This is a genomic window from Pseudonocardia sp. TRM90224, assembly GCF_021245725.1.
Lineage (GTDB): Bacteria > Actinomycetota > Actinomycetes > Mycobacteriales > Pseudonocardiaceae > Pseudonocardia.
Genome location: NZ_JAJGSX010000036.1, coordinates 1 through 11,108, shown reverse-complemented (window position 1 = coordinate 11,108; position 11,108 = coordinate 1). Strand labels below are relative to the sequence as shown.

13 protein-coding genes and 1 pseudogene are annotated in these 11,108 nt (G+C 71.9%); 11 read left to right on the top strand and 3 right to left on the bottom strand.

Annotated features, from left to right (window positions below; translation table 11 throughout):
* The first annotated feature begins 333 nt into the window (after positions 1-333).
* From LL648_RS45880 to LL648_RS33710, 6 genes are all read left to right on the top strand, one after another.
* Entirely contained in the window at positions 334-426 is a 93-nt protein-coding gene (locus LL648_RS45880) for a putative leader peptide (RefSeq protein ID WP_374112146.1), read from the top strand.
* A 70-nt stretch (positions 427-496) separates the two neighbouring features.
* Positions 497-1,732 (top strand): ROK family transcriptional regulator, encoded by a 1,236-nt coding sequence (locus LL648_RS33730; protein WP_232666868.1) that lies wholly within the window; start codon positions 497-499, stop codon positions 1,730-1,732.
* A gap of 235 nt (positions 1,733-1,967) precedes the next feature.
* Entirely contained in the window at positions 1,968-2,927 is a 960-nt protein-coding gene (locus tag LL648_RS33725) for a TauD/TfdA dioxygenase family protein (RefSeq protein WP_232666867.1), read from the top strand.
* 32 nt (positions 2,928-2,959) lie between these two features.
* Positions 2,960-4,036: an ABC transporter substrate-binding protein gene (locus tag LL648_RS33720; RefSeq protein WP_232666866.1), complete on the top strand. Its 1,077-nt coding sequence runs from the start codon at positions 2,960-2,962 to the stop codon at positions 4,034-4,036.
* On the top strand, positions 4,033-4,896 hold the full coding sequence (locus LL648_RS33715) for an ABC transporter permease (RefSeq protein WP_232666865.1): 864 nt from the start codon (positions 4,033-4,035) through the stop codon (positions 4,894-4,896). Before LL648_RS33720 ends, LL648_RS33715 begins: the two co-directional genes overlap by 4 nt.
* Positions 4,872-5,570 carry an ABC transporter ATP-binding protein gene (locus tag LL648_RS33710; protein WP_232666864.1) on the top strand — a complete coding sequence of 233 codons (699 nt, stop codon included), beginning with the start codon at positions 4,872-4,874 and terminating at the stop codon, positions 5,568-5,570. Before LL648_RS33715 ends, LL648_RS33710 begins: the two co-directional genes overlap by 25 nt.
* Before the next feature lie 65 nt (positions 5,571-5,635).
* Here the strand turns inward: LL648_RS33710 and LL648_RS33705 are convergent, their stop codons facing one another.
* Positions 5,636-6,355: an SDR family oxidoreductase gene (locus LL648_RS33705; protein ID WP_232666863.1), complete on the bottom strand. Its 720-nt coding sequence runs from the start codon at positions 6,353-6,355 to the stop codon at positions 5,636-5,638.
* Between the two features lie 128 nt (positions 6,356-6,483).
* Between LL648_RS33705 and LL648_RS33700 the strand changes: the two genes are divergently transcribed.
* Complete coding sequence (locus tag LL648_RS33700; protein WP_232666862.1) at positions 6,484-7,341, top strand: LysR family transcriptional regulator; 858 nt, start codon at positions 6,484-6,486, stop codon at positions 7,339-7,341.
* 27 nt (positions 7,342-7,368) lie between these two features.
* Here the strand turns inward: LL648_RS33700 and LL648_RS33695 are convergent, their stop codons facing one another.
* Positions 7,369-7,575 (bottom strand): hypothetical protein, encoded by a 207-nt coding sequence (locus tag LL648_RS33695; protein WP_232666861.1) that lies wholly within the window; start codon positions 7,573-7,575, stop codon positions 7,369-7,371.
* 107 nt (positions 7,576-7,682) lie between these two features.
* On the opposite strand from LL648_RS33695, the gene LL648_RS33690 reads away from it, so the two are divergent.
* Positions 7,683-8,921 carry a PP2C family protein-serine/threonine phosphatase gene (locus LL648_RS33690; RefSeq protein ID WP_232666860.1) on the top strand — a complete coding sequence of 413 codons (1,239 nt, stop codon included), beginning with the start codon at positions 7,683-7,685 and terminating at the stop codon, positions 8,919-8,921.
* 119 nt (positions 8,922-9,040) lie between these two features.
* On the opposite strand, the gene LL648_RS33685 is transcribed toward LL648_RS33690, so the two are convergent.
* The gene (locus LL648_RS33685; protein WP_232666859.1) at positions 9,041-9,817 is read right to left on the bottom strand and encodes a SigB/SigF/SigG family RNA polymerase sigma factor; all 777 of its coding nucleotides are present in this window, start codon (positions 9,815-9,817) and stop codon (positions 9,041-9,043) included.
* 107 nt (positions 9,818-9,924) lie between these two features.
* Here LL648_RS33685 and LL648_RS33680 point away from each other — a divergent pair, with 107 nt between their 5' ends.
* The 3 genes and pseudogenes from LL648_RS33680 to LL648_RS33670 form a co-directional block, all read left to right on the top strand.
* The gene (locus tag LL648_RS33680; protein ID WP_232666858.1) at positions 9,925-10,218 is read left to right on the top strand and encodes an MFS transporter; all 294 of its coding nucleotides are present in this window, start codon (positions 9,925-9,927) and stop codon (positions 10,216-10,218) included.
* 33 nt (positions 10,219-10,251) lie between these two features.
* Positions 10,252-10,623, top strand: a complete 372-nt coding sequence (locus LL648_RS33675; RefSeq protein WP_232666857.1) for a hypothetical protein — start codon at positions 10,252-10,254, stop codon at positions 10,621-10,623.
* Positions 10,624-10,677: 54 nt separating this feature from the next.
* Positions 10,678-11,061, top strand: a pseudogene (locus LL648_RS33670) (MFS transporter); the annotation flags it as partial.
* Between the last annotated feature and the right edge of the window lie 47 nt (positions 11,062-11,108).

The window sequence follows — 11,108 nt, the reverse complement described above, 5'->3', positions numbered from 1 at the left end:
CGCGGATCGCTCCCGGTAGGTCGAACGAAGGTGGTGATCGAGGATTCGGCCACGTGAAGGGCCACCGGGACCGTCAGGAGCCTCGAACGGGCCGCACGTCGCGCCAGTGGCAAGCGACCCGCGCACCCGGTACGGCAGTCCCGGACCCGGTCCCATCGGTCGAGCGAACGCCGTTGCGCCTGAGGCCAGCAACTGCGTCGGGGAGGACGTTATGGGCGGCGCGGCCCGTCCGGTATCCGGTGAACACCTGACACGAGCGGCGCTGCACCCGACACGCCGCATGTGACCCGTTCGGCCTCGACGCCGGTGCTGTGACCTGCGAGCATCAGAGCGATGTCCCAGGCAGCGACCCTCCGAGCGCGCCGCCACGTCGACCTGCGTCGGCAGGCGAGCGCGCTCTGTGCCGCGCCCGTCGCACGCGCCTGACCGCTGAGGTCCCGCGCGTCGATGGTCACCGCCCGCACAACCGCATGAGACCACGCGCTGGCAGGGACACATGGACACGCTGCTCCGCACCGACCCGACCCCCACCGACCCGACCCTCGACGACCAGAGCCCGATCGACACCGGGCCTGCAAGGCGATCGACCACCGCCGCCGCGGTGCTGCGCGCGACGCTCGACCACGGGCCCGTCGCCCGCAGCACGGTCGCGCAGCTGACCGGGCTGAGCGCGGGCGCGGTGAGCCGCCAGCTCGCCGACCTGCGCGCCTCGGGCCTGGTGCGGGAGCGTCCCGCGCTCGGCGCTCGGCGCTCGATCGGGCGCCCGCACGTCCCGGTCGACATCGACACCCGTCGCCACGTGGTCGCCGGCATCCACATCGCCGTCGGCCACGCGACGTTCGCGCTCATGGATCTGCGCGGGCGGGTGCTCGCCGAGCACCGCGCGCCGTTCCCGACGTCCGACGCCGCGGCGGCGCTCGACGGCATCGCCGACGACATGTCGGCCTTCCTGGCGACGCAAGCCCGCCGGCCGCTCGCCCTCGGCGTCGCCACCGGCGGTTGGGTCGATCCCGGATCCGGGGTCGTCGTCCGACATACGCCGCTGAGCTGGAGCGACGTCCCGGTCGGGCAGGTGCTGGCGCGCCGGCTCGGCCTGCGGGTGCTGGTCGAGGGGCACGCCCGCGCGCTGGCCCGCGCCGAGCAGCTCATCGGGGCGCAGCGGCAGCGAGCCAGGCGGAGCATGGTGCAGCTGTTCGTCGGGAACGTCGTCGATGCGGCCTTCGCGACCTGCGGTGACGTGCACGCCGGGCCGGGTGCGAGCGCGGGCGACGTCAGCCACCTCCCCGTCGGCGGCGACGCCGCCTGTGCGTGCGGCCGGACCGGGTGCTTCGAGGCCGAGGTGTCCTCGCGGGTACTGGCCGAGCGCGCGGTCGCCGACGGGCGGCTGGCCGCGCCGCACGTCCCCGATGCGCTGGCCGCGCTGGAACGCGGCGAGCCGTGGGCGCTCAGGCTCTTCCGGTCCAGGTCGCGCGCCGTCGGGCGGGCCGTCGCGCTGCTGCTCGACGTGATCAACCCCGAGGTGCTCGTGGTGACCGACTCCGCGACGGCCCGCCGCCCCGAACTGCTCGCCGATCTGCACGAGGAGGTCGCGCGCCGCTCGCACGTCTGCGCCGATCCCGCCGGGACGGTGGTCGCCGGCTCGTTCGGGACGGGCGCGCTCGCGGTGGCGGCCGGCTCCGTGGTGCTCTCCGATTTGTTCGCCCGCCCACTCGACCTACCTGCGCGGACTTAATTGTCGGCGACGGAAAATTGACTTCGGCGGATCGCCGACACACGATGAATGACATGAGCGCATCCCAGCTGACCAGGCTTTGCCGGTGCAGCTGTTGTCGCGGCTGCTGACCGCGCGCTCATCGCCGGACGCCGGCCACTCACTGAAACGCCCGGACATTTCGTCCGGACATTTCTGCAGCTCGTTTCCACCCCTTTGTCGCGTTGCGCACGGCAACGCATTCGAGAGGATCGTCATGACCATCGCACCCGAACGCGTCACGCTCGATGTCCGACCGGTCGCCGGGCACATCGGCGCCGACATCAGCGGCGTCGACCTCAGCGCTCCGCTCCCCGCGGAGACCGTCGCCGCCATCACCGAGGCACTGCACCAGCACAAGGTGGTGTTCTTCAGGGGCCAGCAGCTCGACCACGCCGCGCAGATCCGGTTCGGCCGGCTCTTCGGCGAGCTCACCTACGCCCACCCGCACGACGACGCCCCGCCGGCGGGCCAACCGGAGATCTTCACGATCGACCCCGAGCGCTACAAGCAGCGCTACGGCGACGACTACGCGGTCCGTCGCCGCAAGTACAGCTACGTCGCGGGCTGGCACACGGACGTGACCGCCGCGGTCAACCCGCCCGCCGCGTCGATCCTGCGCGCCGACGTCGTCCCCGAGATCGGCGGCGACACGACCTGGACGAACCTCGCCGCCGCGTACGCCGGCCTCTCGGCCCCGGTCCGCGCGTTCGTCGACGGGCTGCGCGCCGAGCACCGGTACGGCGGCCCGGACAAGCCGAAGGGCGACGGCGCGTACGCGCGGCGGATCAACGACAACCTGCTGGTCTCGGTGCATCCCGTGGTGCGGGTGCACCCGGTGACGGGCGAGCGCGCACTCTTCGTCAACCCGGGATTCACCAGCCACATCGTCGACGTCGAACCGCGCGAGAGCCGCGCGATCCTCGACCTCCTCTACTCGGAGATCACCCGCCCCGAGTACACGGTCCGGTTCCGCTGGGAGGCCGGCAGCGTCACGTTCTGGGACAACCGCGCCACCGCCCACCTCGCCCCCGCCGACCTCGACCACCTCGACGTCCGCCGCACCCTGCACCGGGTCACCGTCATCGGTGAGCGACCGGTCGGGCCGGACGGGTTCGAGTCGCAGATCGTCGAGGGCAGGCCGTTCACGGCCGACCACGCGGTCGTCGTCGACTGATCACGCGCCCGACCACCACGGAGAGAGCTGACATGAACACACGACGATCCGCGCGGCAGCTCGCCGCCGCGGTGGTCGGCGCGCTGCTGCTGGCGGCCTGCGCCGGCGGCCCGTCCGGCGGCGGGCTCGCCGCGACCGACGTGCTGCCGGCGCAGGTGCCGCCAGGAACCACACTGGTGATCGCCGACCAGTCCGAGGCCCAGCAGGTGGCGCTGCGGGCCTCCGGCGAGCTCGACAGGCTGCCGTTCACCGCCGAGTTCGCGAACTTCACCGGCGGGCCCGCGATCCTGGAGGCGTTCCGGGCGGGCGCCGCGGACATCGCCTCGGTCGGCGACACCCCGCCGATCCAGGCGCTCGTCGCGAAGGCGGACGTGCCGATCGTGCTCGCGAAGCAGAACGATCCGTCGAGCACGCTGCTGGCCGTCGCACCGGGCGTGCCGGCGCGGAAGCTCGCCGAGCTGCGCGGGAAGAAGATCGCCTATGCGGAGGGCACCGCGCAGCAGGTGATCGTGCTGCGGGCGTTGGAGAAGGCCGGGCTCGCGACCGACGACGTCACGCTCGTCCGGCTGCAGCTCGCCGAGTTCAACGACGCCGTCCGCACCGGGCAGGTCGACGTCGCGCCGCTGAACGAGCCCCGCCTGACCCGGTTCCTCAGCGAGGCTGCGCCGCGCGGCGGGGGCGTGATCGACCCGGCGGAGACCGCCGGCACGTCGTCCGGGCTGGCGTTCCTCTACGCCCGGCGCGAGGTGCTGCAGGACCCGGCGAAGGCCGCCGCGGTGCGCGCGTACGTCGAGCACTACGTCCGCGCCCAGCAGTGGATCAACACCCACCAGGAGGAATGGGTGCTGCTGTACTACGTGCAGAACCAGGGCGTCAGCGCCGACGACGGCCGGCGGATCCTCGCCTCGCTCGGCCCCAGCTCGTTCCCGCGGCTGGACCAGGCGCTCGTGCAGCGCCAGCAGGACACGATCGACGCGATCCAGCGCGCGGGCCAGCTGCCGCGTCCGGTGCGCGCCTCCGACGGCTTCGACCTGCGGTTCGACGAGGTCGTCGGCTCGGTCGTGCCGGCGGTCGGGGCGTCGTTCGAGCCGGTGGTGGTACAGCGATGACCGAGGTCTCGATACCGGCACCGCGGACGCGAGAGGCACCCGCTGCGCAGCGGGACGTGCGGCTCGCGCCACGGCCGCCGACCGGGCGGCGGCTGCGGCCCGGCCCGACCTCGGCGCGCGCGTTGGCCCTCGGCCCGTTGCTCCTGCTGGTCGGGTGGACCGGCGGCTCGGCTGTCGGGTTGATCGACCCGGCGACCCTCTCACCACCCTGGACGGTTGTCACGACGTTCGGCGAGCTGGCGGCCGACGGACGGTTGCAGTCGAACCTGCTGACGTCGCTGCAGCGTTCGGTCGCGGGGCTCGTGCTCGGCGTCGGCGCGGGCGTCGGGCTCGCGCTGCTGGCCGGTCTCACCCGCACCGGGGAGGCGATCATCGACGGTCCGGTGCAGGTCAAGCGGGCCGTCCCGACGCTCGCGTTGATCCCGCTGGCGATCATCTGGTTCGGGATCGGCGAGCAGATGAAGATCATCGTGATTGCGACGAGCGTGCTGATCCCCGTCTACGTCAACACCCATGCCGCGCTGCGCGGCGTCGACGCCCGGTACGTCGAGCTGGCCGAGACGGTCGGGCTCTCCCGGCTGCGGTTCGTCCGGCAGGTGGCGCTGCCCGGCGCCCTGCCCGGGTTCTTCGTCGGGCTGCGGCTCGCGGTGACCGTCTCGTGGACGGCGCTGGTCGTCGTCGAGCAGGTCAACGCGACCAGCGGGATCGGCTACCTCATGACCCAGGCGCGGACCTACGGCCAGACCGAGATCATCATCGCCGGGCTCGTCGTATACGCCGTGTTCGGGCTCGTCGGCGACACCGCGGTCCGGGCGATCGAGAGGAGCGCGCTGTCATGGCGACGGACACTCGGGAGCTGACCGCGGTCCGGGCGACGACGCTGACCAGGGGTTTCGGGGCGCGGATCGTACTCGACTCGCTCGACCTGGAGATCGCGGAAGGCGAGTTCGTCGCGTTGCTGGGGCGCAGCGGCTCCGGGAAGTCGACGCTGCTGCGGGCGCTGGCCGAGCTGGACGACGGCGTGGCGGGTTCCGGCGAGCTGGCCGTGCCCGTCGAACGCTCGGTGGTGTTCCAGGACGCGCGGCTGTTGCCCTGGGCGCGGGTGCTGGACAACGTCGTGCTCGGGCTCGACGGGCCGCAGGCCCGCGAGCGCGGCCGGGAGGCGCTCGCCGAGGTGGGTCTCGGTGGGCGGGAACGCGCCTGGCCGAACGAGCTCTCCGGCGGAGAGCAGCAGCGGGTGGCGCTCGCCCGCTCGCTGGTGCGCCGACCGGCGCTGCTGCTCGCCGACGAGCCCTTCGGTGCGCTCGACGCGTTGACCCGCATCCGCATGCAGGAGCTGCTGCTGGAGCTGCACGCCCGGCACCGGCCGGCCGTGCTTCTCGTGACGCACGACGTCGACGAGGCCGTAGCGCTCGCCGACCGGGTGATCGTCCTGGACACCGGCCGCATCGTCGTGGACCGCCCGATCCCCCGCGGCGCGTCCGACGCGGCGGCGCACCGCAAGCACCTGCTAGCCGCACTCGGCGTCGGGTAGCCGTCGACAACGACGTTCTGGCTGTTTGTTAGCGCTCACAACAGCCAGAACGTCGTTGTCGACGGTCACACCAGCAGTGCGCCGCCATCGGCCGTGATCGTGGTGCCCGTGGTGAAGTGCTGCTCCATCAGGTGGACGTAGACCTGGGCGATGTCGCCCGGCTCGCCGACACGGCCGACCGGCAACGCCTTGGCCGTGTCGGCATACATCTGCTCGCGCGCGGCGTCGTCCATGCCCGCCCAGAGCGGGGAGCGCACGATCCCGGGCGACACCCCGTTCACGCGCAGCGGTGCCAGCTCGACGGCCAGGGCGCGCACCAGCGACACGACGGCGCCGCAGATGCTGGCCGCGACCGACCAGCCGGCACCGGGACGCTCCGCCGCGATGCCTGTCGTGAGCGTGATCGATCCGCCCGACCGGACGTGCCGCGCACCGACGCTGACGGCGTTCAACGCGCCGAAGAACCGCAGCCCGAACGCGGCCCGCGCGGCGTCCATGTCCATGCCATCGACGGACATCAGCGTCAGCGGCTCGCCCGCCGTGAACACGAGGTGGTCGACCGCGCCGACCCGCTCGAACAACGCGGCGACGGCGGCCGGATCGGCGAGGTCGGCGACCTCCCCCGTGGTCCCGGCCGGCAGCTCGGCCAGCGCACGATCGATGCTCGTCCGGCGGCTCGACGCCACTACCACCTGCGCACCCTCGGCGGCGGCGAGCGCGGCAGTCGCCTGCCCGATCCCCGACGTCCCGCCGAGGACGAGCACCCGTTCACCGATGAGTCCCATGTGACTTCCCTTCCCTCGTACCGTTGCTACCGACGATGCGTCGCGCCCGCGGCACGCGTCCAAGACCTGTGCGGTCGGCTGTCATACCCTCGAGGTATCTCCGCTGCTCGGTAGCGGATCGGAGGGCCATGGACCTGGACATGCGCAAGCTGCGCTACTTCGTCGCGGTGGCGGAGGAGCTGCATTTCGGGCGGGCGGCGCAGCGGCTGCACATCGCCCAGCCCGTGCTGTCACGCCAGATCAGGGCGCTGGAGAAGGAGCTGCGGGTGCAGCTGTTCGACCGCGACCACCGCTCGACGTCGCTGACCGACGCGGGCGCGCAGCTGCTCGCCGACGCGCCCGCGCTGCTGCATGCCGCCACCGCGACCCAGCGCAGGGTCCTGCAAGCCGCCGGCGAGCACGCCCACTTCACGGTTGCGTTCATGCCGGGGCTGACGGTCACCGAGCCGGTGCGGGCGCTCGCCGACCGGCACCCCACGCTGACGGTCGACCTGCTGCGCACGACCTGGGACGACCAGGTGGAAGTGCTGCTCGACGGGCGGGCCGACGTCGGGTTCGTCCGCCTGCCGATCAACCAGCGCGGCCTCGTCGTGCGGCATTGGCGCTCCGAGCCGCGGGTCGCGATGCTGCCTGCTGACCACGCCTTCGCGGGCAAGGACTCCGTCCGGATCGGCGACCTCGCCGGCGAGCACCTGCTCCAGCACCCTGACGCCATCCCCGAATGGCGCGACATCGCTCTCGAACTGCGGGACCGGTCGCGCCGGCCGGCGCCCACGATGCACAGCGTCGAGGAGAAGCTCGAACACGTCGCGGCCGGCCACGGCTTCTCCGTGCTGCCGCTATCGGCCGCGCAGTACTACACGCGCCCGGACGTCGTGGCGGTGGCGATCGAGGACATCGGCCCGAACCACGTCTGCCTCGCGTGGGCGGCGGGGAACCGGTCCGCCTTGATCATGGAGTTCGCCGGGATCGTCGACTGCGACTGACCAGATGATCAGGCCGGGTGATCGGGATCAGGGCGAGAGCCACTTCCGCATCGCCGGCAGACACGCCATGACCACGGCGTCGGCAAGCGGTTCGGCGAGCTCCGGGTCGACGTGCTTCCACTCCGCGGCGCGCTGGACGGCAGTACGGGCAGCGTGCAGAACCTCGAACGGGACGTCGTGCAGCGGGTGGGCGGGGAAGTCCTCGTAGCCGGTGCGGGGAACGGGCTCGGACATGGCCGGCATCTTACAAACGGCCTCGGTCGTATGAGTCGCGATGAAGCCAAGACGGTACCTGCCGAGGTCTGAGGCCCTTCTCGCTCTACTACAAGTAGAGTCGTCACGTGACTGTGGCGGATCCGGCGTGGGGCGAGTCGGAGGAGCGGCTGCGCAGGTTGGATGCGGTCACCGATGCCGACCTTGCCCATCTCGACCTGGAGGACCTGCTCAACGAGCTGCTCGAGCGGGTACGCAACCTGCTCTCCGTCGACACCGCGGCGGTGCTGCTGCTGCCTCCGTCGCGCAAGCACCTCGTCGCGACGGTCGCGCTCGGCATCGACGAGGAGGTCCAGCAGGGCGTCTCGGTGCCGCTCGGGAAGGGCTTCGCCGGCCGGATCGCCGCCGAACGCCGGCCCGTCGTGCTCACCGAGGTGAGCCCCGCCACCGTGCACAACCCGCTCCTCGTGGAACGCGGGATCCAATCGTTGCTGGGTGTGCCGCTGGTGGTGGGCACCGAGGTGCTCGGTGTGCTGCACGTCGGATCGCTCGCGCCACGGACCTTCACCGACGACGACGTCAACCTGCTGCAGCTCGTCGGCGACCGCATCGCGCTGGCGACGCAGGCGCGGATCTCGCGGAGCCAGCTGACCGCGGCGACCACGCTGCAGACGGCGCTGCTGCCGACCGAGCTGCCCGTGCTCGACGGTGTCGAGTTCGCGGCGCGGTACGTGCCGGGCGAGGGCGCGGTCGGCGGCGACTGGTACGACGTGTTCGTCCTGCCCTCCGGATCGGTTTGCATCATCGTCGGTGACGTGGTCGGGAGCGGCCTCGCGGCCGCGACGACCATGGGCTGGCTGCGCACGGTGTTCCGCGCGCATGCGCTCGGCAGCGCGCGCTCGCCGGGCGTCGAGGACCCGGCCGAACTGCTCACGACGGTCGACCACCACCTGCGCTACTACGAGCCGTCGACGATGACGACCGTGGTGTGCGCGATCCTGGACACCGCCACGTCGAGGATGTCGATCTCGACGGCCGGACACCCACCACCGGTGATCGCAACACCGCTCACGCCGGCCGCGCTGCTCGACATCCCGCCCGACACGCTGCTCGGCGTCGAGCCCCGGATGCCGCGGCGCACCAGCCGATTCACGCTCGAACCGGGCACGAGCATCTGCTTCTACACCGACGGGCTGGTCGAGCGGCGCAACGCCTCGATCGACGACGGCCTCGACAAGCTCCTTCGGGCGATGCCGGTGGCCCCTCCCGAGATCGTCTGCGCGACCGTCATGGCGCAGATGGTCGGGCGCGAGCAGGTCAACGACGACATCGCAGTGCTCGCGATGTCCATCCAGCTGACCCGCTGAGCAACTTCCCCACTGGGGCCGTCCTCGCGGGCACGCCGACACAACGTCGAAGGTCCCCACCGTTTTGCCAACCTGCACACCCGAAACGGCGTGCAGGTTGACAAAACGGTGGGGAAGTTTCACGGGGTCGGGACGCGCTCGTCGATGACGAGGGTGCGGCGCAGCTGGCTGAGCGTGGTGGCCAGCAGCCGCGAGACGTGCATCTGGGACAGGCCGACCCGGTGTGCGATCTGGGTCTGCGTCATCTCACCGAAGAACCGCAGCACGATGATGGTGCGCTCGCGCTCGGGCAGGGTGTCCAGCAGCGGGCCCAGCGTGTGGCGGAACTCGACCTTCTCCAGCTCCTTGTCGGCGAACCCGACGACGTCGGCGAGCGGCTTGTCGACGCCCGCGGTCAGCTCGTCGAGGGAGCCCGCGCGGTAGGCATTGTTTGCGTCGAGCGCTTCGAGCACGTCGTCGACGGGCAGGTCCAGCTCGGTCGCCAGCTCGCTCGGGCGGGGAGCGCGGCCGAGCTGGTGCGAGAGCCGGTCGGTCGCGGAGTTGATCGTCGACTGGAGGTCGCGCAGCCGGCGCGGCACCCGCATCATCCAGGTGTGGTCGCGGAAGTACCGGCGGATCTCGCCGGTGATCGTGGGCACGGCGAAGGAGAGGAAGTCGCTCCCGCGGTCGGGCCGGAAGCGGTCGACGGCACCGAGCAGGCCGATCGTGCCGGCCTGTTCGAGGTCGTCGGTCGGCTGGCCGCGGCCGGCGAAGCGGCGCGCGATGTGCCGGACGATCGGCAGGTAGCCGGTGACGATCTTGTCGCGCAGCGCCTGCCGGTCCGGGTCGTCGTCCGGGAGGTCCGCGAGCTCGTCCAGCAGCGGGGCGAGATGGTCATACTCGTCAGGCATGCTCATCGCCGCCTTACTCGGCGGCACCGCGGCTCGGTCATGTAAAGGCATACCCGGTCGGTCCGGATTCGAATCCCGTTGCCGCGACCGCCACCGTCCGCGACGCTCGTTCGATGGGGGCCAGACCGCTCGGCGGCGACTTCACCCGCCTGTGGACGGCCGGAAGCATCTCCAACATCGGCGACGGCGTTGCGCTCGCGGCCGGGCCGCTGCTGCTCGCCTCGATGACGTCCGACCCGGCGCTGGTGGCGGGCGCGTTATTCGTGCAGCAGCTGCCGTGGCTGCTGTTCTCCCTGCCGGCCGGGGTCTTCGTCGACCGGTGGGACCGGCGCCGGATCGTGGTGCTGGCCAACATCGTGCGCGCGGCGGCTGTCGCAGGGCTGACGATCGCGGTCGCCACGGAGTAGGCGAACGTCGCGATCGTCTACGCGACGTTGTTCGTGCTCGGGACGCTGGAGACGCTCGCCGACAACGCCGTCTCCTCGCTGATCCCGTCGATGGTCGCGCCGGATCAACTGCCTCGGGCCAACGCCCGGCTCCACGCCTCGACGATCGTGCTCAACCAGCTCGTCGCGCCGCCGCTCGGAGCCGCGCTGTTCGTCATCGCCGCGGCGATCCCGTTCGGGGTGAACGCCGCGTCCTTCGCGCTCGCCGCGCTGCTGATCGCGACGCTGCGGGTCGCGCCGCCGACCGACCGGGCTCGTGCCGGAGCCCGATTCGCGGCTCGATGCGACATGACATCGCAGTCGGGGTGCGGAGCCTGTTCGGCCATCGGGTGCTGCGGATGTTCGCCGTCTGCCTGTGCTTCATGAACGTCACGCTCATGGCCGCGTTCGGCATCCTCGTGCTCTACGCGGGAGCGGCTCGGGCTCGACGAGATCGGGTTCGGGGTGTTGCTCGCCGCGCTCGCTGTCGGTGGGCTCATCGGCACGGCCGCCGCGGCCCGGCTGCAGCAGCGGTTCGGCGCGTCGGCACTGGTGCGGGCGGGACTGGTGATCGAGACGTGCACGCACCTCTCGTTCGCGCTGGTGACCGCACCGTGGGCCGCGATGGTCACGCTCGTCGTCTTCGGCGCGCACGGCAGCGTCCTCGGCGTGATCATCACGTCCTGGCGCCAACGGGTGGTGCGCGACGCCCTCCGCGGCCGCGTGAACAGCGGGTACTTCCTCTTCTCCATCGGCGGCTCCGCGATCGGCGCGCTCGCCGGCGGGTTCGTCGCGCAGGAGGGTCCTGAACGACTGGGGCCGTAGCGAGCGACGTCCAGGCGGTGTCCTCGCAAGGCGCGCGGATACGGCGA